We start from the raw sequence: 25,943 nt of genomic DNA on the forward strand, positions 1-25,943 counted from the left end.
GTCGGGCCTGGGAGTGCCGCACGGCATCCCGACCGGAACAGCTCGTCGACACGTCCGAGTCCGCAGAAAACGCGCGCGCGAGGTCCATTCGGGCTAGTCAATCACCGCTGGGCCGGCCGCGAACGGCCGGGATCAGGACCACTCTGTTCCGCGCGCGATACTCCTCGAAGACGGACGCCATCGACAACTGCAGCCGGCTCCTAATTCACTTTCGTGTCAGGCCGACCAGAGGCTAGTGTTCCCACAGCGAGTGACTCACGAGGAGCCGACACATGCTCATACCCGGTCGCCCCAGCACGCGTTGACATCGGAGGCCGTGAACGGCCTGTCACCGCGTGCTGCCCTTTGATACGCGGCACAGCGAGCCTTCCCTCCCCCTGCCTGCACCGTGGGTGCGCCTGCCGTACGCCGGGGTGGCAGGTCTCGTCTTCGGTCATCCGAGGGGTCCCTGTGCCGCGTGCTTCCTCTGCTCCCACCGCTTCCGGACGCCCTGCTTCGCCCGCCCTGTGGCGAGACGGAGACTTCCGCAGGCTCTGGCTGGGCCAGACGGCTTCCCAACTCGGCGAACAGGCGGGCCTGGTGGTTCTCCCGCTGTTCGCCGTCGTAACACTCCATGCCGACGCCGGCCGGTTGGGTGTCCTTCGTGCAGTGGGGCAGGCGCCGATCCTGCTGCTCGCGCTCTTCGTCGGCGCGTGGGTGGACACGTGGCGAGCCCGCGCGGTGATGGTGGTGACGGACGCCGGCCGGGCTCTCGCGCTGGGCTCCGCCGCAGCAGTCGGCTTCCTCTACGGGGTCGGCCTACCGGCCCTGCTCGTGGTTGCCTTCGCTGTCGGAGGTCTGTCCGTATTCTTCGACGTGGCCTACCAGGCGTCTCTCGTGCGGCTGGTGAACCGCGACCAGCTGGTGCGGGGCAACAGCGCGCTCGAGGGTAGTCGGTCAGCGGCCCAGATCGGCGGCCCCGCCCTCGGCGGCGCGATGGTGTCCCTGGTGTCGGCACCGTTCGGTGCCGCATGCGGCGCTGCGTGCTTCGCAGTGTCGTTCCCGTCGATCCGGCAAATCCACCGCCGCTAAACGATCTCCGCCGACTCGGGACGCTCCTCGCCGCTCCGGCGGCAAATCCATGCCGGCCTCCGATTTGTCGTCCACGAGCCCACTCTGCGGACCGTCGGACTCGCCTCGGCCGCCTTCCAGTTCTCGTTCGCGGCCACCATGACCGTCTCTCTGGTCTTCCTGCCGCGAGAACTCCACCTGTCGGGCACCGCCGTCGGCCTGGCACTCGCGGCTACGGGGCCGGGCGCACTGCTCGGCTCGCTGCTGGCCGCCCGTCTTCCGAGCCTCTTCGGTTACGGCCCGGTGCTGGTCACCGCGGCGGCTCTCGGCGACGGAGCGATGCTGTGTGTGCCCTTGCTGCACGGCCCCGGCACGGTGACCATCGCCGTGCTCCTTGCCGTCAATTTCGCGTTCGGGACCTTCGGCCAGCTCGTGAACGTCGCGCTCACGGCAGTGCGGCAGGCGATGACTCCCCACGGGATGCAGGGCCGCACGACCGCGACGATCTCGTTCATCGGCATGGGGCTCAGCCCGCTCGGCTCGCTGCTCGGCGGCTGGCTCGCACAGGGGTGGGGATTGCGCACCAGCCTTCTGATGACGGCCGGTGGCATGATGCTGTCGTCGGCGCTGATGGCCCTGTCCCCGCTCGCTCGCCTGGGACGGCAGCTTCCCGCCACGCAGGAGACCCCGGCTCCCTCCGCGTGACGGTGCCCACTACTGCGAGCGGCCGCCTACCGAGGGATCCCGGACAGTGATGTGCCGGGCCCGGGTGTCCGGGCCCGGCTCTTGCGGCAGACGGTGACACCCCCTGAGGGACCGTCAGGTGACGCCGGTGGATCCTCCAGAGCCGTTCCGGGTTGTCCGGCGACGCCCAACGAAGCCTCGGCTGATCTCAGCTTTTGAGGAACGTGCCGTACCCCGAGCTGCCCGTCGTGGCGAACCAGGCGGTCGCCGGGCCGCACGAGAGCACGTCCCTCGTCGGACCAGTCCCCCTGCCGCACAGGGACTGGTCCGGGCTGTCGCCGAAGATCCCGACATGGGCACCGACGGCCACACCACCAAGGGGCAGCTTCCGCTTGCCGTTGTCACCGGTGTTCACGACTGCGGCTAGTCGTCCCCGTGCTCCGACTTCTTGTGAGGCGACTGGTGCGATTTCGCCGGCTTCATCGGCTGCTTCGGGTGGTCGGGCTTCTCCGGGTACGCCGGCTTCACGGGGAGGCTGGGCTTCTCCGGGTGCGCGGGCTTCATCGGCAGGGTGGGCTTCTCCGGATGCGCGGGCTTCACCGGCAGGCTGGGCTTCTCCGGCAGAGCAGGCTTCATCGGCAGAGCCGGCTTCTCCGGATACGCGGGCTTCACCGGCAGACTGGGCTTCTCCGGCAGAGCAGGCTTCACCGGCAGAGCCGGCTTCTCCGGATACGCGGGCTTCACCGGCAGACTGGGCTTCTCCGGCAGAGCAGGCTTCACCGGCAGAGCCGGCTTCTCCGGATACGCGGGCTTCACCGGCAGACTGGGCTTCTCCGGCAGAGCAGGCTTCACCGGCAGACTGGGCTTCTCCGGCAGAGCAGGCTTCATCGGCAGAGCCGGCTTCTCCGGGTACGCGGGCTTCACCGGCAGACTGGGCTTCTCCGGATACGCGGGCTTCACCGGCAGAGCAGGCTTCACCGGGTACGCGGGCTTCATCGGCAGAGCCGGCTTCTCCGGATGCGCGGGCTTCACGGGGAGCGCCGGCTTCTCCGGATACACCGGCTTCACGGGGAGCGCCGGCTTCACCGGATACACCGGCTTCATGGGATGCGCAGGCTTCTCCGGATACACGGGTTTCGCCGGATACGCAGGCTTCACCGGGTAGGCGGCCTTCTCCGGACGTGCCGGATACCCAGGCTTCTCCGGATAGGCGGGCTTCACCGGGTGGGCCGGGTAGGCAGCCTTCTCCGGGTACGGCGGGTGCGGGGTGGTCTGGTCCTGAGCGTAGGCGGTTCCGGCGTTCAGCAGCGGGGACGCGGCGAGCGCGGCAGCCACGGCGGCTGGCGCCAGAACAGATCGCCATCGCGACGACATCTTCATTTTCTCCACTCTCCTCGACTTGGTTCAGGGCTCGTGATGGCTCGTCAGTACCAAGAGCTGGATAGTGGAATGATCAGGAAATCAGGGACACGAATAACACTGCGGCGGCCATAAGCCACCGGATGGTGTAGCGCGGGACGCCAGTTGACCCGAATGGTGGCGAGGCGGTTGGGCCAGCATGGGCTCACGAGCCAGGCTCAGATCCACGCACGCCGGCCGGCCGCGGCCGCCGCCTGCAGTGGGCGGGGCTGGAGGAGCGGATGCGTCGCGGGCCCAAGCTGTGGAGAACTTCGGCGGCATCGAATGGTCCGAGCTGCTGCACCGCGGCCGAGAGCACTGACGCCTACCTCGTCCCCAGGCCCCGGCATGACGGAAAGTCAGTTCCGAGGCCTGGGTGGAGGGGTGCGTCGAACCGCATGCCAGGCTGTTGGTGCTCGACAGGTTCCGCGAGCAGCTTCTCGACGCGGTAACGGCCAAGGATGAAAACGCACTGAGCCCGCCGCTCAATCGGCTGGTCGCTCGCTGACTACATTCCGCGATTCCGTTGACGCCACGGAGTGCGCCGAATGTAGCCGCGAAGACTTTCTCCCTTCGCAGGCATCGCCGCTACCCTCATCCGCTACCCGCCGACTCGCCGCCGACCGCCATCGCCCTGGCAGAAGTGGCGACGGGCCCACTGATTCGACCAGACAGGTCGACGAGGGACGGAACGAAGTCGAGCCGACCATCAACTTCGACGTCGGTCAGCGCTGCCAGAGGAACGAGGCTTGGCGGCACGGGGTGCAACTGAAGACATAACCGCGGCCTCCGCCGCCGAAGTTCGCCGAGGTGGCAAAGTCGTGGCCTTCTTCGAGCTCGGCCGTGAACGCCATACGGGCCGCACAGCGGGGGCAGTCCGGTGTCTCATCGTCCTGGAGCCCGTCAGGCGCACCGCCCAGCCGTCCGAGAACCGGTTCCTCCGAGGGCGAGTCTGCCGGATGGCATCGCAGAGCAGTGACCGCGCCCAAGAGCGTCTCGCCCTTGGCAGGGACGGCAACCGGGGTGAGCTCGCCAGTGAAGACGTACGCATGGTTGGCTCCGCCAGTAGCGTCCCAGTCGTCACACATACCGGGATCGCTCTGGCAGAAGAACACCGCGACGACACCAATGTCGACAGGCAGATGGGCGAGGAACAGCATCGCCCCATGGCACTGCCGAGCCACCGCCATGGCGCTGAGTGCCCCTTTGGCCGACGCTGCCCTCAGATGCCTGGACCGACGCGGGCCACGCCGTCGCTCCACGGGCGACCCCCGCGCGAAACTACGCCAATCGAGTGTGTGATCGACGAGGAAGACGCCGCGGCGGCTCGAGAGGGCCCGGGATCAGTGCCGCTGCGAAGTCGTGCACACCTTCAGGCAACGAACAACGCAGCGTCGAGATGGCATCTGCCACTCGCTTTGCCTCCGGTTCGTCTCACACGTCGACGCGCCCTTCGTCGGCCGTGCCCTCATGCGCAACTCGACCTGCGAGGCAGAGCTTTGGTCCGGGCAAGGCTGTGGCTGCGGTGCGGTGAGACTGTGCTGCGGTGCGGGTGAGGCCGACATCGAACCCAGCCCCGTCACACCGTTGGTGTGTGTCGGCATCGGCCACACCTTGCTCTATGATCCAGCCCACGTTTACCGGAAGGCGGTTTCCCATATGCCTGTGCCGAGCCTGCTCGCGGTCTTCGCTCATCCGGATGACGAGTCGTTGTTCGCGGGTGGAGTGCTCGCCCGTCACGCTGCTGCGGGCGCGCGTACCGCAGTCGTCACGGCGACCTGGGCCGCCGACACGCTCCGGAGCGCGGAGTTGGCCCAGGCACTGCGGATCCTCGGTGCCGGTAAACCGCGGATGCTCGGCTACGCCGACGATCGCGTGCCTCAGTCAGCTCCAGGCAGCGCGCGGTTGTGCGATGCGCCGCTCGACGAGGCGGTGCGGCGGCTGGTGGCGCACATCCGCGAATTCCGCCCGGAGGTCATGGTCACCCATGACGCCTACGGCGGGCTGACCGGCCATCCGGACCACGTGCACACTCACCGGGTGACGATCCTTGCAGCTCAGGCGGCCGGTCTTGAGCAGCTGTACCCAGACTCGGGTGCCCCCTGGCAGCCGCGTGCCCTCTACCTGGCCACGCATCCGCACTCCGCCGTGCCCGCGCTGAGGAACTTGGTCGGTACGCAGAAGACGGTGTACAGCGTGCCGGACGAGCAGGTCACCGCAACCGTAGATGTCGGCCCCTGGATGGAGCAGAAGATCGCCGCCGTACTGGCTCATCGCACCGAGGTGGAGCGGGGAGCCGTACCCGGGCTGATCGCCGGCCTTCCGCAGGACACTCGCGAGCTGCTGTTCTCCACCGAGTGGTACATCCGCCACACTCCGGTTTCCGCAACGGCAGCCCAGACCGAACTGAACTGAACTGACCAGCCGAGGACGCGGCCCGCCCGGTTTCAGCAGACCGTCCGGGGCAGTGTCGAACTCGGCCAGGCTCCATCGGCTCGGCCGTTGGAGCGCGCACCCGTCGACGCCCTTTGGTACCCCGGCTCAGGCGGAGGACGACCGCACGCAGGAGGGCCTCCCGGCACGCCAGAATCGCCGGGTGCCGGGTGCTGCGTACGAAGGTGACGACGCGGCGTGTGCGCCGGCCGCGCAGGAGTTGCCGCAACGGGAGGGTTCGGGTGTTGCCCGTCCCAGAGAAGGCCGGGACATTCCCGGTCACCATGCCGGCGTCGACCGCCGCCTTGCGTGCGTGTCGTCGCCGGCGGCACCACTCTTTGGAAAACCCCCGAGAAGCCCTCCGCCAAAGGCTGTATCGCCTTGCAGCCGATTTCTCTTCAACGCCTGGGGAAGCTCGCCTACCGGCTTCCGTCATCGGCTCGGCTGTGTCCCAGCAGCCTCGCCTGCTCGCTCTTGAGTCGGGCGAACCGGTCGCGGATGTACTCCCTGAGCTCCCGGCCTGGGAAGGATATGAGCGACAGGTGCTCGTCGAAGTTGCCTTGGGCCCAGCGCGCAGCCGTGATCTCGTAGCCCGAGACGTGGGCGCAAAACTCAAGTAGGGCCTGGGGCATCTCCTCCTCGATGAGGAGGTCGGCCTTGGTGACCACTACGTCGCGCATGGCTTGGATGTTGGGGATGAAGACGGTGGTGGCCCAGGTGCGCCACTCCGAAAGCTCCCGCTCGGTGGGTGGTGTGTCATGACGGAAGGGATCGCGACCGTCGGGCGCACGGAGCCCTGGCCAGATCTCGGCCGGGTGACCATACCCCGCCTATCTTTTCCGCTGCCATCCGTCAAGTCACGTGTTTTCCTGCCACGCAATTCCGTGGCATGACGCCATTCGATTGCCGGAGTCCAATTGTGATACCCCATGCAGAGCCGGCGGCTCGCCCACAATTTGGCGCAGCCCTTGCAATGTGATTTACGGGGCACATTTCCTAGTCCCATTGCACGAAAGGATGTGGCAGCAATGTTTACCAAGTCCGAACATCCCCTACGCGTCGAAGCGGCGCTGGATCCCCGGCTCAGCCGATGGATGTGGATGGTGAAGTGGATCCTCGCCATCCCGCACTACATCGTGCTGTTCTTCCTGCAGATCACATTCCTGCTGCTGAGCATCGTCGCCTTCTTCAGTATCCTGATCACCGGACGCTACCCGCGACGGCTCTTCGATTTCAATGTCGGCGTCATACGCTGGACCACGCGCGTCAACTACTACGCCTCCTCAGTTCTCGGCACCGACGCGTATCCGCCGTTCACCCTCAAGGAGGTGCGCGACTATCCGATCCACGTCGATGTCGCCTATCCCGAGCGGTTGTCCCGCGGGCTGGTCCTGGTCAAGTGGCTGCTGATCATCCCACAGCTCCTGGTGATCATCGTATTGAGCACCAGCGGCTGGACCGCATACCGGTACCTCGACGACTACAGTCCTTTCTCCTCCGGGCTCATCGGCCTGCTCTCTCTGATCGCGGTGGTGATCCTGACGTTCACGGGGAAATACCCGCGGGATCTGTTCGACTTCCTCATGGGCCTGATGCGCTGGTCGCTGCGGGTGCTCGTCTACTCATCCCTCATGACCGACAAGTACCCACCGTTCCGGCTGGACATGGGCGGGAAGGAGCCCACGGCCGGAGTGGTAGAGCCAGCGGGCGCCGGGTGAAATTCCTCGTCACCTCCCAAGGGCCGCGGCTCACTTCGGCGCGGACGGCTCCGTTGGAGTCATCGGCGGCCTAAGGAACCAACAACGCGGGCTCGGCCCCGGATGAAAGTGGCTGCCTCGCATATTCCGATACTCCAACCGGACTCCTCCGAAGGCCTGAGTCGGAGGAAGGTACCAGGGCGGAGAATCTGCGGGACGGTCTTGACGGACCGTCCCGCTGGTGTGTGACCCCGCCGCATGTAGTGGCAGGACCCCGAACAGCCCGCACTCGTGACACGCGCATACGCAAACGACCGTGTGTGACAGGGAATTGAGTGGCCTGTCCTGCCAATCGGGACCCGCTTCATCTTCGTGGAACCCCCACGGCATGTGCGGGACGCTTCCACGCGCCGTGTGCTGTGCCGTCGAGGTTTGATCGTTCAGGTCCGCCGCCAATGCGTCGCTCCCGAAGCCGAGCAACCTCGACGTGGGTCGTCCCCCAGGGCTCCGTCGTTCTCGCGGTCGGCCCGACGCGGCTGGTACTGGGCCGTGATGCCGGTGCCCGCGGGAGTGGTGTGTCACCACTCGATGGCGCGTCCGTCGACGGTCGTTCCGGGGTAGAGGTGTTCGGCGGTCAGGGCCAGGATGGTGGGATTGATGCGATCTAGGTGGCGCAGCAGCATCAGATCGGCGAACTCCTTGGCGTGGCGGGCGACGGCGGCCACTTCCTCGGTGTCCTGCAGGTACTTGCGGGTCTCGTCCAGGTGGCGGGGGTCGTCGTCGTTGGCGGGGTTCTTGTGTCCGGCGACGACGGCGCGAGGGTGGACCGCAGCGATCTTGTCGATGGCGGCGATCCAGTCCGCGCGCCGCTCGGGCAGCGGCCGGGCCTTCTCGCCGCCGGCGAGGTAGGGGTGGACGCCGTTGTAGACGATGTCGCCCGCGACGACGAGGCCGATGGACGGCACGTGCACGAACGTGGTGTCCGGTCCGTCGCTGTCGCCGGCCTCGACGAACCGGACCTCCTCGCCCTCCAGGAGGAAGGTGTAGTCGTCGATCACCTCGGGCAGCACGATGTCCTTGACGATCTGGCCGGGAAACTGGCCGTTCCAGAACGCCATGCGCTTTCCGGCGGTGAACTCCGCCAGGGCCACGGTGCCCTCGGTGGCGATCATCCGCGCGTCGGGAAAGTGCCTGGCGACCTCGGAGAAACCGAACCAGTGGTCGCCGTGGCCGTGAGTGGCGTACATCGCGACCAGGTTCTTGCCCGAGGCCAGCACCCACTCGGCCACCTGCCGGGACTGCTCCTCCAGGTGCGGGGCGTCGATCAGGATGGCGTCCCGCTCCCCGTAGATGAGGGTCGCCGACATCGGCGACCAGGCCGGCAGCGGCCGGACCGAGGAACCATCGGGCAGGACCGCCCGGGGAGGAAGGGTGACGAGGACGTCGTATTCGAGAGCCATGATTGTCTACTTCCTATACTTTCGATGCTTATTCTTATATTTGCCGGTAATAACCGAAATCTTCCCAGACAAGGTCAGCGTCCTTGCTGTCGCCGAGTCTGTAGGGGGCGCGTGACGCGTCCACCGGCGTGCGCCGTGTGTCCAGACAGCGCGCGACTTCACACCCACCCTGTGGCACCGTCCCGTGTCAGGACGTGCGGCGCTCGCGGTCACCGGGCCGGAGCCGGTTCGGCAGCAGGCTGCTGGTGGCGGTGATGGCGGCGGATGATCAGGTGTGTGATCTCGGCCGCGCCGAAGGCAAGGACGATCAGTGCGGCGCCGATGGGGCCGAGCCAGTGCACGCCGACCCGGTTCAGCGCGCCCTGGCCGACGACGGGGGCGATGGAGACCCCGACGTAGAGCGTCGCGGAGTGGAGGCCCGTCAGCATCGGGGCAGCCGCCGGCATCGCACCGATCAGGCGGTGGGTCTGCGGCGTGATGAATCCCCAGCCGCAGAGGCCCCACACGATCAGCGCGACGACGGCTGTGCCGATGTGCGCACTGGACCATGGCATCAGCGCGAAGTCGATGGCGAGCACCACGAGGGCGGTGTTGATGATCCGGCGGGCGCCGAGCCGGTCGACCAGGTGCCCCGAACCGAGCGTGCCGATCGTCGAGGCCACACCCCACACGAACAACAGGATTGCGAGCGTGGTGCCGCTGCCGCCGGTCGCGCGGTCGAGGCCGTCCGCGATGTAGGAGTAGACGAGGTACAGGCCGGTGAACAGCAGGAGTGTCGTCAGCAGGCCCATACCGATACGGCGGTCGCCGAGCGGCGCGAGGCGCGTCCGCAGCGGGACCAGTGGCGGGTTGGGGATCTTGGGCAGCAGAAGCGCGATGGCCAGCGCCGCCACAGCCCCGAGAGCGGATACGAACACCATGGTGGTGCGCCAGTCACCGGTCAGACTTCCGATGGCCGTGCCGATGGGGGCACCGAGCGCGGTCGCCGCGCTGAGACCGGCCATCACCGTGGAGATCGCACGCCCCCGGCGCTCCGGCGGAGCGAGCGCGGCGGCCGCAGCTATCGCGGTCGGGGTCACCATCGCGCCGCCCAGCCCGGCCAGCGCCCGTGCGAACAAAGCGATACCGAAGTTCGGTACAAATGCTGCCAAAAGGTTGCCCACGATGAAGATGCCGAGTCCGGTGAGGAACAGCGTGCGTCGCGGCCAGCGCGTGGTGAGTGCCGCCATGACGGGGCCGAGGATGGCGTAGGTGAAGGCGTAGGCCGTGATAAGCCATCCGGCGGTCCCGATGCCGACATCCAGAGAGTGCCCGGCCTCGGGCAGGATGCCGGCGATGACGAAGCTGTCCGTGCCGATAGCGAAGAGCGCCACCGTCAGTACGAGGAGTGATCGGTACACGTTGGGGGTCCTCCTGGCGATGTAACCATGCCTGTTACATCACTGTTCCAAAGAGAGGCCGATCCGAAGATCGGCCAGAAATAAACCGGATATCACCGAACGCCCGCGTTTCAGGTGGTGGCGATCGTCTCCCGTAGGACGTCGGCGATGCTGATCGTCGCCAACTCTTCCTTCATCGCGTCCTCGGCGCGACCGTACGCACCTTGCAGCACCGGCGGGATACCCCGGCCGATGGGACACTCCTGATTGGGGACGGCCGAATGCAATGCGATGAGCGGCTCGGGTTCGACGGCTTCGTAGACATCTTTCAAGCTGATCGACTCCGGGGGGCGCCCGAGCCTCACACCCGCACCCTGACCACGCACCGACACGACCAAGCCGGCCTCGCGCAGACCGCCGAGGACTCTACGAATCACCACCGGATTTGTATTGACACTCGCCGCGATCCTGTCGGAGGTCACAATGCCGCCGGGATGTCGAGGGCAGGTGAGCGCCATCCACGTCAATGCGTGTATGGCCACGGTCATGCGACTGCTGACGGCCATCGAACCCTCCTACCTCGAGCGACCAGTGTTGTAACAGACTCGATTACAGCACGGGCACCTGTCAAGCGCACCGCCAAGACAGCCCACCCAGCAGTCGCGTGGCTGTGGCGCCCCGCCTGCTTGGGAACCCGCAGGTCGTGGCTCAGACCAATCAACCCCGGCCAGCGTCAGCCCTGGTACGACCGGTGACGCCGACAACGGTGAAGGACAGAGGTCTGACCTCTGGAGCAGCGCCGGACGAAACGAGGGACTCCTCCCAGCGTGAACGCCACGATGCCGTCGTCACGCAGAGCCGAGATCAGGTGAACGCAGCGCCCGTCGGCGCGCAGAGCGCCGCGTAGAGATTTGCCGTCCACTGCGACTGCCACTCGCGCCAAGCGGGGCGACGGGTGTCTGTCCTGGTAGGCGACGCGCGAGGCACTGGCACGAGCGGTGAGCCAGTCGCGAATTCAACACTCCATGATCACCGGAGCCGTGCGTGCGCGTGCGCCTGCGAACCACCACCATGCAAGCGAGTTGGGCTATATGTGGGCCATACCGGCCACGTCGGGCCAACCGCGAGAACGACGGAGCCTGGGGTCCCCGCCGCGGTGCGGGAGATGCGACGCAGGTCACTTTCACGCGTGTCACAACCTACGGGGGCTGTTCCGTCCAAGAGGTGCAACCATCACACAGCCACACAGGAGTGCACCATGGAAGCTCGGTTGAACCTCTTCGCCAGCCCGGTCGCGGCGAAGTTCGGGAAGCACATGGTCGCTGCGGGCAAGGTGCTCGCGGACTCGACACTGCCGGCCGCGACGCAGGAACTGGTGAAACTCCGCGCCAGTCAGATCAATGGCTGTGGTTTTTGCACCGACATGCACACCAAGGACGCCGCCCACGCCGGGGAGTCGTCGACACGCCTGAACCTGGTCGCGGCCTGGCGGGAGGCCACAGTGTTCAGCGATGCCGAGCGCGCGGCCCTCGAGCTGACGGAGCAGGGCACCCGCATCGCTGACGCGGCCGGTGGCGTGACGGACGCGGCCTGGGCGAATGCCGCCAAGCACTACGACGAGGAGCAGCTCGCCGCCCTGGTCTGCGCCATCGCCCTCATCAACGCCTACAACCGCGGGAACCTCATCGTCCAGCAGCCCGCCGGCGAATACCAGCCCGGCCGGTTCGCATAACCAGGGGTGCCTGGCCCGGGCCTGTCCGGAACCTTTTGATCGAGCACAACCACGAGATGCCGTTCCCTCCGACGCGGCTGAGCCAGGACTTCGGAACTGGAGTCAGGCCCCCCTGGGCACCACGCGCACGTTGTCGATGTACAGGCAGAACGCACCGTCGACCGGGCACCTCAGGCCGACGGACAGACGGCGGACCTGGCCGTCGGCGGCGAATCCGTACGCTACGAACACCTGGACCACATCGTGTCCCGCCGGACACTCGACCGTGTCCGGCGGCGTGGGAAAGGCGCGACCCGGGACCGGGAACGCGGCGCCGGACGGCACGAGTTCCCAGGCTGAGGCATCGGAATACACGCCTCCGTCCTCGATACCGAGCGGAAGACAGCAGCCCTGGCAATAGCACTCGCCCGCGGCCACCTCGAACTGGTCCCAACCGCAGTATCGGCACACGATGGGCAGGGTGGCCTTCTGCCCGTCCGGATCTGCGAGGCCAGTCGGAATCAGCAGCGCTGCCAGGCCTCCATAGCCTGCCTCCGGTTCGCCCATCGGCGGGGAACCCCACATTTCGCTGCCTTCCACGACAGGGATCCTTGCACGACCCGGCACACAGCGGCTCTGATCGGACCTGGACCTGGGCCTTGGGGCTACGCCGGCACGAGTGTCCGTCGCCACGTCAACACCGCTTCCCCTCAACCGCATCCGGCCTGCCGACCGTCGAGTCCGGAGATCGCGGGAAGCGGAGCGTTTCTCCACGCACGGTGCGCTTCGGCGCACTGCCATGGCGGCCGCTCCAGCCACCCTGACTCCCCCAACTCCCTTTGCTTCGACAGGGTTTGACCTCAGAATTGACGAGCACGTAGCGCGCACGGGGCGTGTCCGGACAACAGCACGGACGGGGGACGCACATGGGGAGTGACGCCGGATGCCCGGAATGAAGCTCTATTCACTCGAATCCAACGATCCCCGCCGGCTCGGCCCCTATCGGCTGCTGCGGCGGATCGCCACCGGCGGCATGGGCCGTATCTATCTTGGTCGGCAGGAGGCCCCCGGGACTCCTGCCAGCGTTGCCGGGCCCACCGGAACCGTGGTGGACCACGGGCTCGTGGCGGTCAAGACGCTCCTCGCCGAGGGGATCGTGAGCAGGCCGGACCGCGAGCGGTTCGCCCGCGAAGTGGAGCTGGCGGGGCGGGTCAACAGTGCGTACACCGCCAAGGTGCTCGACGCCAACGCGAAGGCGGAGCGCCCGTGGCTCGCCATCGAGTTCATTCCGGCGCCCAGCCTGGCCGAACTCGTCGTAAGTGCCGGGACTTTGCCGGTCGACGCGGTGCGTTGGGTCGCGGCGGGGGCCGCGCGGGCACTGGTCGAGCTGCACGGCTTGGAGGTCGTCCACCGGGACATCAAACCCCTTAACATACTGCTGCCCCATGACGGCCCCCGCCTCATCGACTTCGGTATCTCACACGCCCACGACCACACCAGCTCGACGACGACCATCGGCACTTTCGCGTTCACGTCGCCGGAACAGGCGTGCGGCAAGAAGTCCACCGCCGCGTCCGACATGTACTCCCTGGGTGCCACGCTCTTCTTCCTCGCGGTAGGCCGCCCGCCGTACGAGCAGACCGACCACTCCATCGGGATCCTCGCCCTCGTCCAGCGTGGCGAACTCGACACGAGCGGGCTGCCGCCGGAACTCGAACCTCTGATCCTCCCCTTGCTCGAAGGCGACCCCCGGAGGCGTCCCGCGCCGTCCGACGTCCTGCAGGACGTCCTGGCCGACCTCGACCAAGTGACGGCGTACGGGGGCGAACCCGAGCGGTGGCTGCCGCAGGCATAGACCGCGCTGATCGAGGAGTACGCAGAGCAGGGGCGCCAACTGCGCGGCGGAACAGTGGACTTCGCCGCAGCCGAAGCGCCGACCCGGCTGAAACCCGAGGGTGCCTCGGAGGGCGCGGACAAGGCGATCAGCGAGATCCGCGAGCAACTGGAGGCCCTGCGCAAGCAGCGGGACGCCTTGGTCCGGGAGCAGGCAGAGGCGGAGGCGCGGGAGCTCGCGCGCCAGGAGGAGGCAGAGCGCAGGCGCCGGGAACGAGCGCGGAAGCAAGAAGCGGAACGCAGGGAGCGGGAACGCAAGGAACAGCAGAGGAAGGAGAAGGAACAGAACGAGCGCGAGCGGAAAGAGCGGCAGCGCATCGATAGGATGCGCGAAGAGAGCAAGCGCATAGCGCGCGAGAAGGCCAGGACCTCCACCAAGAGCACGGGCACCCGCACCGGCACCGGCACCGGCACCGGCACAACATCGACGCCCAAGGCCTCAGCGAAGCCCGGAGCAGCCAAGAAGCCCACCAGGAAATCGGGTTCCTCGGACGGGTGGGGCGGCCTGCTCGTGGCCGGACTCATCATCGGAGTGCTGATCTGGCAGCCCTGGGACAAGAAGGACGACGACACCCCGAAGAGCAGCCCCACCTCACGTTTCACCCTCTCCAGCACCGGCGGCGCCAGCGGCCTCGGCACCAGCGGCAGCCTCGGCGACACCGACAGCAGCAGCTCCTCCAGCTCGTCGAGCGGCGGTTCCGATGACACAGAGCCCGAGCCCGAACCGGAACCGGAGACCAGCTCCCCCGAGCCCGACCCCACCGAAGACGCCTTCAAGGCCGTCTCGTACGGGGACTGCCTGGACGTCGTCGACACCGGCTACGGCGGCCGCACCAGGTACGACTGGAGCGAGGAGGAGCCGAACACGGCCTTCTGCGGCTACGGGACGCGCGTGAAAGTCACCGGCACCACCGGCGACTGCGCGTCCGGCGTGGGCAAGGCCACCTGGTCGTACTACTCCACCAGCAGCGGCGAGCGGACCGTGCTCTGCCTCACCGGCCAGTACCACCAGGGTGACTGTCTGCTCGCCAAGCACGAAAGCAACAACGTCATCAGCAGCATCGCGATGCTGTCATCGCCGAACTGCACGGACCGGAGGGTTCCGGCCGCGTACAACGAGATCCTGGTTGTCACGGACCTCTACCGGGCGACGGCCGGCGCCGGCGCCGAGGTCTGCCGCCATGGACAGTACGACGCCAACACGTACTGGTCCACAAAGGTGGACGACGGCGCGACGATGCTGTGCCTGAAGGCGTATGACTGAGCACGCTCGGCAGGCGCGGATGGCTGGAGCGTGTAGCCGAAGTGGATCTCGGGCCCATGGGACGATCTCGGTTCGGGACCCATGGAGATCGAACGGACGAGCCGTGGACTGCACTGCTCACAGCGCCCGCCGGTCAGCAGGCGGTTCGGAGGGATACCGTGGTGGAGCGTCTCGTCCCGGCCTGAGAGGATCACGAGGACCGTACGAATGCAGGGGTGGGGAACATGACCGTTCTGGTGCTGCTCGGCGTCCTGGCGCTCGCCGTCGGTGGGTGCGTGTGTGTGGTGTGGGCAGGGCGCGGCGGGCCTCGCTGGGTCCGCGTCGTGGCGAAGGTGACGCTCACCGTGGGTGAGTTGCTGCGCCGGTCGGAAAAGAGTCGGCGCCGGAGCCTGAACGGGAGCACCCACAGCAGCGACTAAGGGCCCGTCCGTGGTGATCCCGCGGCCAGCGTCGCGGCCCGAGAGTTGCACTGTCGTGTGCGCGACGTGTCTACGGTCCTGGTGTGGTCGACACTGAGGTGCTCGGCTGGGGGTGGAGTCCGCGCGGCGGCTGGTGGACACGATCGAAGCCCACTTCGGACCGCTGTGGCAGTTCACCATCGCCCACTCGAACCACCCCAACCACACCCGGGCCCTGCACGCCCACCTGAGGTGGCGCAACGTCAACGCCCGCTGAAAGCCGCAGCCTGGCGGTTACCTTCCTGGCGGCCTACCCCAATGTGCATCGCCGGCACGGTGCGTTCCGACTCCGGGCATACTCACTACTACCCACTGGAGCATGTGACGATGATTCTGGTTACTGGTGCGAGCGGGAATGTCGGAACGGCACTACTCGCACGTCTTTATGCCGACGGGGTGGCTGCGAAGGCGGCTTACCGCGATCCGCGCACCACAGCTCAGGTGATCAAGTCGGGTGGTCTGGCAGTGACGCTTGATCTGGCCCGTCCGGACACGCTCGGGCCTGCACTCGATGGCATCGAGGCAGTATTCCTTCTCGGCGCGACGAGCCCCGCCCAAACGACGCACGAACTCAACATGGTCGAAGCGGCCCGCGCGGTGGGTGTTCGGGTGGTCAAACTGTCGGTCTGGCGGGCCGACGAAGGACTCTCACCGATCGCCCGGCTGCATCGGCCCGTCGAACAATCACTGGTCACGTCCGGGCTGCCCTGGACGATCCTTCGCCCTAATTTCTATCTGCAGAACTTCCTGCGCCAGCCGTCCATCCGCGAGGCTGGGGAGTTCAGCGTGCCACTGATCAACGCACCCATAAGCTTCATTGACATCGACGATGTCGCCGGCGTCGCTGCGCGGGTTCTCACCGACGAGGGCCACGACGGCAGCATCTATGACCTCACCGGGCCCAAGGCACTGACGTACGCTGAAGCCGCGGAAGTGTTTTCCGAGATCCTCGGCAAGCCAGTGCGCTATGTGGGCCTGCCCGACGACGAAGCGCGCGCGGCCATGTTGAGCCGCAACATGCCGGAGTTCTACGTCGATGCTCTGATCCGAGTTGCCCGCGCATACTGCGACGGCGGTGCCGAGACGGTCACTTCAACCGTGTCCGATCTCATCGGCCGTGCACCCCTCGGGTTTGCCGATTTCGTCCGTCAGAACCGCAACTCCTTCGACTGACCACGGCGGCCCTGCCGCGCGCGGTGCGGGCGTTCGACGCGGCTGCGCGCGATGGAGGCCATGGAGCTGCTGCGGAAGGTGGTGGTGCAGCCTCGTACGACCACACCGGTACCCGGGGGTTGGGAGGTGATCAGGAGGCGGCGGGCTCCCCAAGACGGTGCGCCGCCCAGCCAACTCCGGCTGGACTGTCCCCAGACCCCGACGCTTGCTGGTCAGCCGCTGAGCATAGAGCCTCAGCCGGCGATGAAGCGGAGGTGACTGCCCCGTCTGCCATCTCGATCAACCGCCCTGTGCCGTCGGCACTGCGCGTCCTCGGTTCATCACCGCCGCCCGCCGAACTCCCACTCGTGAACCTCTATCTCCGCGTAGTGGTCCGATGCCAGGACGGCACGTGCCTGGTCCGGGTCCGGGGCGCGGAGCAGCACAGCCGTACCAAGCCAGGTGCTGGCGTCGTCGGACAGCAGCGGCCCGAACGCGATCAGCTCGGCCCGATCGGACGGCTCTGCGAGGTCGGCTGCGTGCTCAGGGCCGAGCCCGAGCACCAGGTACCGGGTGCCCTCCGTCGGGCCGCCCGGGAAATCCCACATGGTGCGCCCGAGCATGTTGCGCCACCGGCGCACCAGCACATCCCGGTACACGCCGGCCTGGTAGTTGGGCTCGTCGAAAGCGAACGCGCGGGCAGCGGCGGGATCGGGCAGGTCGACAATGTGCACGCTACCGGTGGGCGTCTCGCCGTCGCTCGCGAAGGTCGGGCCGCGAGCGATCATCTCCTTCGCGTAGGGGTCCATGTAGGACCAGTGTTCTTCCAGCAGCTTGTCGCGCAACGCCACGGAGCCGGGCCGATCACGGTGGTAGCAAAAGAAGTCCATGACCACAGACCCTTACCCAGTGTCGGGAAGCATCGCAACTGGCTTTCGTGACGATGGCCCTACGCTCCCACCGTGGCAGCGTGCCCTCGGACGGCGTAGCCGTCACGGAAGCGCGGTAACAGCCGGCTGAGGCACTCGGTCACACTGCTCGTGCGGGGCCCGGTCGCCATCCGCCGCAAACTGCTGGACATGGCAAAGGTGACCGCCTGTACTTGCTGCCGTCATGGGAGGTATGGGGCTCAGCGTTGATAGAGCTGCCACATGGCAAGTTCGTTGTCGTGTGCGCGCAGGCGCGCAACGGCCTCTTGCGGGGTGCGTTGCTCGGTCAGCTCGTAGAAGAAGAACCATGGAGCGAACACACTCGCGTAGCCGAACGGCGCGCCGGTCGGGGCGATGTAGAGGGCGGCGCCGGCATCGAGGAACGCCTCGGCCAGCGCCGCTTCCCCCGTGTCGCATCCCGTCACGAGGGTGACGGTGCCGGGCAACGAGAAGTGTCTGCGTACCAGATCCGGTCCGACCGGGCCGTTGAACGGCTGGTAGCGGGCAAGCTCCTCGGCAAGCTCCGGCATGAGGATGCGCCCTTCGTCACCGTGGCAGCACACGATCACGTACGGCGCGATGGGCCGGCTGCCGTCCAACGCTGCCAGCAGGTGCCGAGGTTGGCCGATCCGCAGGTAATTCACCTGGACGCCGAAGACCTCCAGCCCGTCCCGCAGCGGACGCGCGAGCCCGTCTCCGATGTCGATCACATCCACCTCGGTCCAGGCCAGGTGACCGGCCTGGACCTCACGCACTCTTGATGGGCGCTGCGTTGCCAGCCATCGGGTCTCGTCGTCCAGGCTCACTCGACCAAGATGTCACGGCTACAGCCACAGCCACAGCGACGGGCACGGCCACGGCCACGGCCACGGCCACTGCCACGGCCACGGCCACGGCCACGGCCACGGGAAACTTCCGACCGGTCACGAAGCAGTGGCCAACGTGCTGGCACTGCCCACCCGAGCCCAGCTCGTTCCCCGGCGCTGATCTCGTTCCTCACCCGGTGACCTGACTGCTGCCGGTGAGGCAGGTGGAGCTCCTATGGCTCATCCGGCCAAGCAGCATGTCGACCTCGGGAAACGCCTCTGCGTGCGACGGGAGGCTGACGCAGACGGCGCAGATGGCGTCCGCCCAGAGGGTCAGCAGGTGGTGGCAGGGGTGTGGAAGTAGTGGCGCTTGTCGAGGTCATCGAGGAGGCCCGGGTGGGTCGGCTGCCAGTCGAGCAGTTCGCGGGTCAGGGTGTTCGACATTGGGCTGTCGACCCCGAGGAAGCCGGACAGCCAGGCGAAGTGCCCTGCTGCGGCCTCGGGCGCCACGGAGGCCACCGGCACATCGAGGTGACGGCCGATCACCTCGGCGACGTCCCGGATCGCGACGCCCTCCTCCGCCACGCCGTGCAGCACCGCTCCCGCGGGGGCCTTCTCGACCGCGAGGCGGAACAGCCGTGCGGCGTCCCGACGGTGGACGGCCGGCCAGCGGTTGGAGCCGTCGCCGATGTAGCCGGAGACGCCCTTGGTCCGGGCGATGGAGACCAGGGTCGCCATGAACCCGTTGTCTCCGTCGCCGTGGCAGGTCGGGGAGAGCCGCACCACGGACGAGCGCACGCCGCGCGAGGCGAGTGCGAGCACCGCCGCGGCAGTGGCCGAGCGGATGGACGTCGGCGAGCCGTCGTTCGCGGGCATGTCCCGCTCGGTCGACACCTGCCCCCGCTTGAGGCCCATCACGCCGGAAGCGAGGACGAAGGGGCGACCAGTGCCGGCCAAGGCGTCGCCGAGGGCGTCAACGGCGCGGCGGTCCGCCTCGGCGGCCCCCTGGAAGTCACCGGTGAAGGCGAGGTCGTGCTTGAAGGCGAGGTGGATCACCCCGTCGGACGCGGCACTGGCGCCGGCCAGAACATCGAGGTCGTCGACCGTGCCGCGGACCACATCCGCCCCTGCAGCGATGAGGGTGGCTGCGGAGGCGTCGGAGCGGGCGAGGCCCACGACCTGGTGCCCCGCGTCGATGAGCTCGGGAACGAGGGCGGAGCCGATCCAGCCGGACGCGCCGGTCACGAAGATGCGCATGGGAGAGCCCCAAACTGTTGATGTCAGTGACTGACATCAACAGTAACACCTGATGTCAGCCACTGTCATCACGTAAGATCTGCGCATGGGTAGATGGGAGCCGAACGCACGCGAACGCCTGGCGACAGCGGCGTTGCAGCTCTACAGCGAGCGCGGCTACGAACAGACCACGGTGGCGGAGATCGCCAGGCGGGCCGGCCTCACCGAGCGGACCTACTTCCGGCACTACGCCGACAAACGCGAGGTGCTGTTCGACGGGTCGGGCGCGCTGCAGGAGCTGTTTGTGCAGGCGGTCGCCGAGGCCCAGGAGTCAGCGGTGCCGATCGACGCGATGGCGGCGGGACTCGATGCCGTCTCGGCAGTGTTCGTCGACCGCCGGGACCATGCGCGGCAACGGCAGGCTGTCATCGTGGCGAACGCGGAACTCCAGGAGCGCGAGCTGATCAAGCTCGCCTCGCTGTCGGCCGCCCTCGCCGACGCCCTGCGCGTACGCGGCGTTGCCGAGCCGGCCGCGAGCCTCACCGCCGAGGCGGGCGTCGCCGTCTTCAAGATCGGTTTCGAGCGCTGGATCACCGCGACCGAGGAACGCACGTTGTCGCAGTTGATGCGGGAATCGCTGGACCAGCTCAAGGTCGTAACCGCGGGCGGATAGGCGGATGGACGGCGGCCAGGAGGGGCGATCCTGCCGCAGGTGTCAGGCCGTGACGCGTTGGTTCGTTGAGGCACAGGCTTCTTGACCGGCAGCGCGAACAGCGGTGAGTGCCCAGTCAGTTGATCGCCGCTTCCACAGCGATACGTTTCTCGCCTCCGACAGCGTTGCGTTTCTTGTCGGGGTCTTGGCCGAAGTCGACTCGGCTCGGTCAAACCACCTCGAGGCCTTGCCGAGGCGGATGCTAGCGTGTACTCGTGCCCAAAACAGACAAGGTGCGCCGTCGCTGAGAGCGACGGCGCAAAACCCCAGGTCTCGCCGTCGCTCCTGAGCCTTGGCCAGGAGCGCCTTCGTGGCGCTCGGATTCCCCTTGTTTCGGAGCGCACTCATGTTCGCCTTGTCTCTTCGTCAACGTCGGCGTGTCCTAGGGGCCGCCCTCATCTGTGATGCGGTGTTCCCCCTCGCCATCACCGGTGCGGCAGCGGCCGTTCCCGATGTCAGAGCGCAGCTGCCCGGCGCCGACGCACTGGGTCCGTGGATCGTCCTCGCGTACAACGGGCTGTTCGCGGCGGCCCTGCTGCTGGCCGGGGCGACAGCGGATCGCCTCGCCCGCACTCGCTTCTTCGCCGTCGGCAACCTCGTGGTCGCAGCCACCGGGGTGCTGTCCGCCCTCGCCCCGAACCTGGTGTCCCTGGTGGCACTTCGCGCGGTCGCCGGCGTCGGGGCCGCGATGTGTGCCGCCGGTGGATCGTCGATGGTCCTGGCCGTGTACCCGCCGGAGGAGCGTCGTCGGGTGTACGGGTACACGGGCGCCGTGCTGGGCAGCAGTCTGGCGTTGGGACCGGTTGTCGCCCAGGCACTCATGGCCGTCGGAGGCTGGCCCCTCGTCTTCGTCGTACCGGGGGCTGTCGCCGCGATCGCAGCCTTGGCCACGATCGGGCTTCCGGGCCTTCGCAGTCCCGAGCTTTCCGAGAACTTCGACCTTGCCGGCGCTGCCCTCTTCGGGGTGGTCGTCGCCGCAGTGGTGACCGCACTCGGTCTGGGCTTCGGGGCAGGCACCCCGTGGTGGGGGCCAGTTGGCCTCATCCTGGTCGCGGCAGTCGGCGTCGCCGGACTCGTCGGCGTGGAACGGCGCGCAGCTGATCCCGTGATCCCCGTGGACCTGTTGCGGATCCCCGCCTATCGCGCGTACGCCGTGGCTACGGGTGCCTTCATGGGGATGCTCGTGGTGGGATTGACCGTGCTCCCTCAGCTTGGCTCTGTCCGGAGCATGGGGGCAGGCGAGGCAGCGGTCATGCTCGGCCTGTTGACCGTGCCGTCAACGGTCCTTCCGCTGCTTGCCGCTCGGCTGGCGCGCCGGCTGGCACGGCAACTGGTGACAACCGCCCTGTTCGCCTGCACCGTCACCGCCGTCATTCTCCAGGTGACCGACCGGTCTGCCGCTCTTCTCGTCGCGGCCGCGGTGATCGGACTGTGTCTGGGGCTGACCGAAGGCGTACCGGACGGGCAAGCGCTCAAGTACGTGCCTTCCGAGCGCGGAGGAGCCGGCGCCGCGCTGTTCAGCACGACGCGGATGAGCCTGGAAACGTTCACGCTGGCCACTGCCACCGGGGTGATGGCAGCTCTCGGCCCCGCATCCGGAATGGCAGTCGCCGGCGCTATGTGCCTCACCGCCGCGCTCATCGTCCGGCAAGCCGTCCCCTCCGCCGATGCCAGGCGTGAGTAGTTGCGGTGCAGGAGATCCCGGTGAGATTGATCTTGCTGCGGTTCGCCTACCTCGCGGGCGCTTCGAGCTGGCGGGGGGACGGCGCTCGCGCGCGGGTCGCGCAGGTCGGGGATGTGGTTGTAGAGAGTGCCCGGGGAGACTCCCAGCAGCTTGGCGATCGAGGTGATGGAGCGGCCGGGGTCGGGCAGGAGGCCGCGGGCGGCGCGGATGACTTCCTCGGTGGCGACGATGGGGCGCCCGCCGACGCGGCCGCGGGCGGCGGCCAAGCCCTCGTTGGTGCCGATGACGATGAGTTCGCGGATGAGCTCCGCGAGGGCCGCGAGAACGTGGAAGACGAGCCGGCCGACGGGGGTGGTGCGTGGATCACTTGAGGGTGCCAAGGCTTTCTGACAGCTACTCGGATCGGCAGCGGGTGGGGGGCTTTGACAGAAGGTCTCGCGCGCCGGACAGCAGACTCTGGAGGTCCGCGCGAAATCCCCTTGCTTAATGGTCAAGAATCGTTGACCATTACTCTCATGCCTACCGATGATCTTCCCGAGACGTTTCACGTCACCACGGACGAGCAGCTGCGCGCCGTCTCCAATCTCACGCGCCACCGGATCATGGCCGTGCTCCGCTTCGAGCCGGCGACGATTACGCAGATCGCCGAGCGGGTGGGCCTTGCGAAGGGGAGTTCCAGCTATCACGTGCGGCTGCTGGAGCGGGCCGGCTTGGTGAAGGTGGTACGGACGCGGAAGGTGCGGGGTGTCACCGAGCGGTACTACGCGATGGCCGCGCGGGCGGTCGTGCTGCCGGATCCGGGCGAGGGAGGGCCGGATGTGCTGATGCGGCATGCGGTGGCGGACCTGGAGGCGTCGCCGGTGGATGGCGAGCGGCACGTACGGATGGCGCATCTGCGGCTCACCGAGGAGCAGTTCGCGCAGCTGGGGGCGCGGCTGCAGGCACTGGCGGACGAGTACCGGGAGCTGTCCGATCCGTCGCTGCCGGACGCGTCACTCGTCTTCGCACTGTTCCACCCGGCACCGCGCGAGCAGGCCGAGGGGGGCGCCAAGTGACCTCAGGCGTTCGGAAGTTGCCGACCGGGTTCGGACGGCTGTGGACTGCGCAGACGGTGTCGTCGCTCGGTGACGGGGTGTCGCATGCCGCGCTGCCGTTGCTCGCGTTGACGTTGACGCGGGATCCGATGGCGCTCGCCGTCGTCACGGCCGCCGGGACGCTGCCGTGGCTGCTCTTCGGGGTGCTCGGCGGTGCGCTGGTGGACCGCTGGGACCGTCGGCGCACGATGTGGGTCATGGACGCGGCGCGTGCGGTGCTGCTCGCGATACCGGCGGCAGCGGCCGCGCTCGACGTGCTGAGCATTCCAGTGCTCGCGGCCGTCGCCTTCCTGCTCGGCCTCGGTGGACTCTTCTTTGACACGGCGGCCACGGCCTATCTGCCGGATCTGCTCGGCCGCGACCCTGCACTCCTGGAGCGAGCCAACTCTCGCTTGCGCGGAGCCCAGACCGCCATGTCCGGCTTCGCGGGGCCGCCAGCGGGCAGTGCGCTGCTCGCGCTCGGGCGGGCGGTTCCGCTGCTCGCCGACGCCGTGTCGTTCATGCTCTCCGCACTGCTCGTACGATCGCTTCCCGCCATACCCCGGCCCGTGCCGGAGATCCGCGAGTCGCTGCTTCGGCAGGCGCGGGCCGGGGCCTCGTACGTCTTCCGGGACCGGCTGCTGCTCGGGCTCTCCCTCCGCCCGGCGGTCGGGAACATCGCCTTCCTCGCTGTGGAGACCGTACTCGCCCTCTTCGCGCACGACCGCCTCGGCATCGACACCTACGGCTTCGGCCTGCTCCTCACGGCGGAGGCCACCGGCGGTCTGCTCGGCGCAGGCATCGCCTCCTGCCTTGGCCGACGACTCGGCACCGGCACCGCACTGACCTGCACGGCCGCAGTCGAAGGGCTTGCCATCCTGGGCCTTGCCGCTGCCCCGAACCCGTACGTGGCCGGGCTGGCGCTCGCCGTCTGCGGGGCCGGCATGGGCGCCACGATGGTGCTCGGGCCCTCCCTCCGGCAGGCGATCGTCCCGGCCCACCTCATGGGCCGGGTCGCCTCCACCTCCCGCATGCTGGCCATGTGCGCCGCCCCCATCGGGGCCTTCCTCGGTGGCTGGCTGGCCACCACCTACGACATCCGTACCCCGCTCTACGCCGCCGCCGTCCTCCTCCTGGCGATGACGGCCGTCACGGCATCCATGACCAGCAACCGCCGGGTCGAAGCGGCGCTGCGTGCCGCTGCCCCGGCCGGCGGTCCGGATCACCCGGCATCCAAAAATCCCGCCAAGGAGAGTGCACCCGACTTGTTGTGACGCCTGCCGCGAAGGCGTCACAACAAGTCGGGTGCCAGGCCCTCGCGGGGCGCGACGAGTGGCCGGGTCGGTCGGGTGTGCCGGCCGTCAGTGCTCGTCGTCCTCGACGGCGTCCAGGTAGCGGGTGTTCCACAGAAGCGCCGCTACGGTTCACCCACTGGGAGGCGGTCGGCACCTGGGCCAGGCTCTGGAGCACCGTGCTTCAGGGCTCCGCCGCATCATCGAGGCGTAGCTTGAGCGCGTCGCTGATGGCGTGAGCGCGCGAGGTGATGCGCTGTGCGCAGCAGCTCGCGGGTTGCCTCTTCGGTACGCGGGCCAGGGTTCACCACTGCCAGCCAGCCGCCGGTGCCGTAGACGGGATGCGGGATCACGGTGTCGGTGGCGCTCGGGTCGAATTCGGTGGTGGCTGGTTCGCGTGGTGCGTGCCCGGTCCAGCGGATGAACGTCTCTTTCCCGGCGGAGATGTTCACGCGGAAGGTGTCCGGACGGTCCAGGAGCGATGCCTCGTCGCCCGGGTAGTTCTTGATCACGACCGTCGCGAACGGTTGGGTCGTGGTCGGGGTGACGCCATCAGGTGCGTAGTAGAAGAAGGTGTCGCCCCAGCTGATCTCCGGCGAGCCGTCGCCGGGTGCCGGCCTGAGGGTCAGGACACCGTCGAGGCCTTCTACGAAGCTGATGATCTCGTCCATGGTCATGTGCTCTAGCGTTGCATTGAGGTGCTTGTGGAGACTTTAGAGCTGTGACCAGGGGCTTCGAGATGTCAGGTCTCAATTCAGGTGATATGCGCACCGTGGATGTCGCACGGCGTGCTCGGTACTCCGTGCAACAGTTCGCAATCTCGAACGCGACGGTGTGCTTCCGCCGACGACACGCACAGCCTCGGGCTACCGGATCTGTGACTCCTCCCCCCGGATGAATCCGGGGGGCTTCTCCTGTCGGTGGCTAGGCCACGTCGGGAAGGACCAGCCCGGCCCTGATGGCGACGTTGAGTGCGCCGACTTGATCGGCGTTGGCGGTGTGTCCGCAACTCGTGCACTCGAACTTCTCTTGTGTGACGCGGTTCTCGCCGGACACGTGCCCGCAGGCGGGGCAGGTGCGGGAGGTGTTGCGGGGGTCCACCGGGATCAGTCGACGACCGGCGCTTTCAGCCTTGTGCGCGAGGATGCCCAGGAACACCCCCCAGCCCGCGTCGTGGATGCTCTTGTTCAGCCCGGCCTTGGCGGCAGACCCGTTGGGGAGGAACGCGCCCGCGTTGTCGGGGTCAGGCTTCGGCTTGGGTGCGCGGACCATGTTCGCGATGTTCAGGCGCTCGTGCGCTATGACGTCGTAGGTGCGGACCATCGCCAGGGCGGTCTTGTGTGCGTGGTCGGTACGCCGGCGGCGTACTTTGCGGTAGAGAGCGGCGACCTTCTCCACCGCCCGGCGGTGCTTCGCGGTGCGGTTGTCCCGTGCGCGGCGCGGGAACGCCTTGAGGGCGCGTTGAGCGTCGGCGAGGGCATCGGTGCTGCGCTTGCTGTGCCTCGGGTTGGGCTGGTGCTCGCCCCCGGAGGTAGTCAGGAAGTGGGCTACGCCCATGTCGATGCCGGTCACCGCGCCCGTGGCGGGGAGCGGTTCGGCAGGTACTTCGTCGCAGGCGAGGACGACGTACCA

At 67.8% G+C, this 25,943-nt stretch carries 25 protein-coding genes and 2 pseudogenes; 14 read left to right on the top strand and 13 right to left on the bottom strand.

The window, feature by feature from the left end:
* Positions 1–450 precede the first annotated feature (450 nt).
* A pseudogene (locus tag ACIRU3_RS41050) lies at positions 451–1,755 on the top strand (MFS transporter).
* A 187-nt stretch (positions 1,756–1,942) separates the two neighbouring features.
* On the opposite strand, the gene ACIRU3_RS41055 reads toward ACIRU3_RS41050, so the two are convergent.
* The 3 genes from ACIRU3_RS41055 to ACIRU3_RS41065 all read right to left on the bottom strand — a co-directional run bounded on the left by ACIRU3_RS41055 (position 1,943) and on the right by ACIRU3_RS41065 (position 4,292).
* Positions 1,943–2,149, bottom strand: coding sequence for a hypothetical protein (locus ACIRU3_RS41055; protein WP_404068139.1), 207 nt, complete (start codon positions 2,147–2,149; stop codon positions 1,943–1,945).
* 8 nt (positions 2,150–2,157) lie between these two features.
* Entirely contained in the window at positions 2,158–3,069 is a 912-nt protein-coding gene (locus ACIRU3_RS41060; protein ID WP_404068142.1) for a hypothetical protein, read from the bottom strand.
* A gap of 788 nt (positions 3,070–3,857) precedes the next feature.
* On the bottom strand, positions 3,858–4,292 hold the full coding sequence (locus tag ACIRU3_RS41065) for a hypothetical protein (RefSeq protein ID WP_404068144.1): 435 nt from the start codon (positions 4,290–4,292) through the stop codon (positions 3,858–3,860).
* A gap of 499 nt (positions 4,293–4,791) precedes the next feature.
* Between ACIRU3_RS41065 and ACIRU3_RS41070 the strand changes: the two genes are divergently transcribed.
* On the top strand, positions 4,792–5,547 hold the full coding sequence (locus ACIRU3_RS41070; protein WP_404068196.1) for a PIG-L family deacetylase: 756 nt from the start codon (positions 4,792–4,794) through the stop codon (positions 5,545–5,547).
* 437 nt (positions 5,548–5,984) lie between these two features.
* Here the strand turns inward: ACIRU3_RS41070 and ACIRU3_RS41075 are convergent, their stop codons facing one another.
* Positions 5,985–6,245 (bottom strand): hypothetical protein, encoded by a 261-nt coding sequence (locus tag ACIRU3_RS41075; protein WP_404068146.1) that lies wholly within the window; start codon positions 6,243–6,245, stop codon positions 5,985–5,987.
* A 348-nt stretch (positions 6,246–6,593) separates the two neighbouring features.
* Here ACIRU3_RS41075 and ACIRU3_RS41080 point away from each other — a divergent pair, with 348 nt between their 5' ends.
* Positions 6,594–7,283, top strand: a complete 690-nt coding sequence (locus ACIRU3_RS41080; protein ID WP_404068148.1) for a DUF4389 domain-containing protein — start codon at positions 6,594–6,596, stop codon at positions 7,281–7,283.
* A gap of 557 nt (positions 7,284–7,840) precedes the next feature.
* On the opposite strand, the gene ACIRU3_RS41085 is transcribed toward ACIRU3_RS41080, so the two are convergent.
* The 3 genes from ACIRU3_RS41085 to ACIRU3_RS41095 form a co-directional block, all read right to left on the bottom strand.
* Positions 7,841–8,722, bottom strand: a complete 882-nt coding sequence (locus ACIRU3_RS41085; RefSeq protein ID WP_404068150.1) for an MBL fold metallo-hydrolase — start codon at positions 8,720–8,722, stop codon at positions 7,841–7,843.
* Between the two features lie 209 nt (positions 8,723–8,931).
* On the bottom strand, positions 8,932–10,122 hold the full coding sequence (locus tag ACIRU3_RS41090; protein WP_404068152.1) for an MFS transporter: 1,191 nt from the start codon (positions 10,120–10,122) through the stop codon (positions 8,932–8,934).
* Between the two features lie 110 nt (positions 10,123–10,232).
* Entirely contained in the window at positions 10,233–10,667 is a 435-nt protein-coding gene (locus tag ACIRU3_RS41095; protein ID WP_404068154.1) for an Rrf2 family transcriptional regulator, read from the bottom strand.
* A 692-nt stretch (positions 10,668–11,359) separates the two neighbouring features.
* Between ACIRU3_RS41095 and ACIRU3_RS41100 the strand changes: the two genes are divergently transcribed.
* Positions 11,360–11,833 carry a carboxymuconolactone decarboxylase family protein gene (locus tag ACIRU3_RS41100; RefSeq protein ID WP_404068156.1) on the top strand — a complete coding sequence of 158 codons (474 nt, stop codon included), beginning with the start codon at positions 11,360–11,362 and terminating at the stop codon, positions 11,831–11,833.
* 102 nt (positions 11,834–11,935) lie between these two features.
* On the opposite strand, the gene ACIRU3_RS41105 is transcribed toward ACIRU3_RS41100, so the two are convergent.
* Positions 11,936–12,379 (bottom strand): hypothetical protein, encoded by a 444-nt coding sequence (locus ACIRU3_RS41105; RefSeq protein ID WP_404068158.1) that lies wholly within the window; start codon positions 12,377–12,379, stop codon positions 11,936–11,938.
* A 385-nt stretch (positions 12,380–12,764) separates the two neighbouring features.
* Between ACIRU3_RS41105 and ACIRU3_RS41110 the strand changes: the two genes are divergently transcribed.
* From ACIRU3_RS41110 to ACIRU3_RS41130, 5 genes and pseudogenes are all read left to right on the top strand, one after another.
* Positions 12,765–13,667 (top strand): serine/threonine-protein kinase, encoded by a 903-nt coding sequence (locus ACIRU3_RS41110; protein ID WP_404068160.1) that lies wholly within the window; start codon positions 12,765–12,767, stop codon positions 13,665–13,667.
* A gap of 54 nt (positions 13,668–13,721) precedes the next feature.
* A complete protein-coding gene (locus ACIRU3_RS41115; RefSeq protein ID WP_404068163.1) occupies positions 13,722–14,969 on the top strand; it encodes a hypothetical protein in 1,248 nt (415 codons plus the stop codon).
* 224 nt (positions 14,970–15,193) lie between these two features.
* A complete protein-coding gene (locus tag ACIRU3_RS41120) occupies positions 15,194–15,388 on the top strand; it encodes a hypothetical protein (RefSeq protein ID WP_404068166.1) in 195 nt (64 codons plus the stop codon).
* Positions 15,389–15,530: 142 nt separating this feature from the next.
* A pseudogene (locus ACIRU3_RS41125) lies at positions 15,531–15,641 on the top strand (IS630 family transposase); the annotation flags it as partial.
* Between the two features lie 113 nt (positions 15,642–15,754).
* Entirely contained in the window at positions 15,755–16,600 is an 846-nt protein-coding gene (locus ACIRU3_RS41130) for an SDR family oxidoreductase (RefSeq protein ID WP_404068199.1), read from the top strand.
* A gap of 320 nt (positions 16,601–16,920) precedes the next feature.
* Here ACIRU3_RS41130 and ACIRU3_RS41135 read toward each other — a convergent pair whose 3' ends face one another.
* The 3 genes from ACIRU3_RS41135 to ACIRU3_RS41145 form a co-directional block, all read right to left on the bottom strand.
* Positions 16,921–17,469, bottom strand: coding sequence for a YciI family protein (locus ACIRU3_RS41135; RefSeq protein ID WP_404068202.1), 549 nt, complete (start codon positions 17,467–17,469; stop codon positions 16,921–16,923).
* A gap of 239 nt (positions 17,470–17,708) precedes the next feature.
* The gene (locus ACIRU3_RS41140) at positions 17,709–18,314 is read right to left on the bottom strand and encodes a hypothetical protein (RefSeq protein WP_404068168.1); all 606 of its coding nucleotides are present in this window, start codon (positions 18,312–18,314) and stop codon (positions 17,709–17,711) included.
* 333 nt (positions 18,315–18,647) lie between these two features.
* The gene (locus ACIRU3_RS41145) at positions 18,648–19,571 is read right to left on the bottom strand and encodes an SDR family oxidoreductase (protein ID WP_404068170.1); all 924 of its coding nucleotides are present in this window, start codon (positions 19,569–19,571) and stop codon (positions 18,648–18,650) included.
* 85 nt (positions 19,572–19,656) lie between these two features.
* Between ACIRU3_RS41145 and ACIRU3_RS41150 the strand changes: the two genes are divergently transcribed.
* The 5 genes from ACIRU3_RS41150 to ACIRU3_RS41170 all read left to right on the top strand — a co-directional run bounded on the left by ACIRU3_RS41150 (position 19,657) and on the right by ACIRU3_RS41170 (position 24,293).
* Entirely contained in the window at positions 19,657–20,223 is a 567-nt protein-coding gene (locus ACIRU3_RS41150) for a TetR/AcrR family transcriptional regulator (RefSeq protein ID WP_404068172.1), read from the top strand.
* Positions 20,224–20,572: 349 nt separating this feature from the next.
* The gene (locus tag ACIRU3_RS41155) at positions 20,573–21,946 is read left to right on the top strand and encodes an MFS transporter (protein WP_404068175.1); all 1,374 of its coding nucleotides are present in this window, start codon (positions 20,573–20,575) and stop codon (positions 21,944–21,946) included.
* A gap of 20 nt (positions 21,947–21,966) precedes the next feature.
* On the top strand, positions 21,967–22,317 hold the full coding sequence (locus tag ACIRU3_RS41160) for a hypothetical protein (protein WP_404068177.1): 351 nt from the start codon (positions 21,967–21,969) through the stop codon (positions 22,315–22,317).
* Between the two features lie 144 nt (positions 22,318–22,461).
* Complete coding sequence (locus tag ACIRU3_RS41165) at positions 22,462–23,001, top strand: ArsR/SmtB family transcription factor (protein ID WP_404068180.1); 540 nt, start codon at positions 22,462–22,464, stop codon at positions 22,999–23,001.
* Positions 22,998–24,293 carry an MFS transporter gene (locus ACIRU3_RS41170; RefSeq protein WP_404068183.1) on the top strand — a complete coding sequence of 432 codons (1,296 nt, stop codon included), beginning with the start codon at positions 22,998–23,000 and terminating at the stop codon, positions 24,291–24,293. Before ACIRU3_RS41165 ends, ACIRU3_RS41170 begins: the two co-directional genes overlap by 4 nt.
* Positions 24,294–24,511: 218 nt before the next feature.
* Here ACIRU3_RS41170 and ACIRU3_RS41175 read toward each other — a convergent pair whose 3' ends face one another.
* Positions 24,512–24,988 carry a DUF6194 family protein gene (locus ACIRU3_RS41175; protein ID WP_404068185.1) on the bottom strand — a complete coding sequence of 159 codons (477 nt, stop codon included), beginning with the start codon at positions 24,986–24,988 and terminating at the stop codon, positions 24,512–24,514.
* 247 nt (positions 24,989–25,235) lie between these two features.
* Positions 25,236–25,943, bottom strand: a 708-nt coding sequence (locus ACIRU3_RS41180) for an RNA-guided endonuclease InsQ/TnpB family protein (RefSeq protein WP_404068188.1), incomplete at its 5' end; no start/stop codon positions are given.

The organism is Streptomyces sp. NPDC101151 (genome assembly GCF_044768335.1).
In the GTDB taxonomy this organism is placed as follows: Bacteria; Actinomycetota; Actinomycetes; order Streptomycetales; family Streptomycetaceae; genus Streptomyces.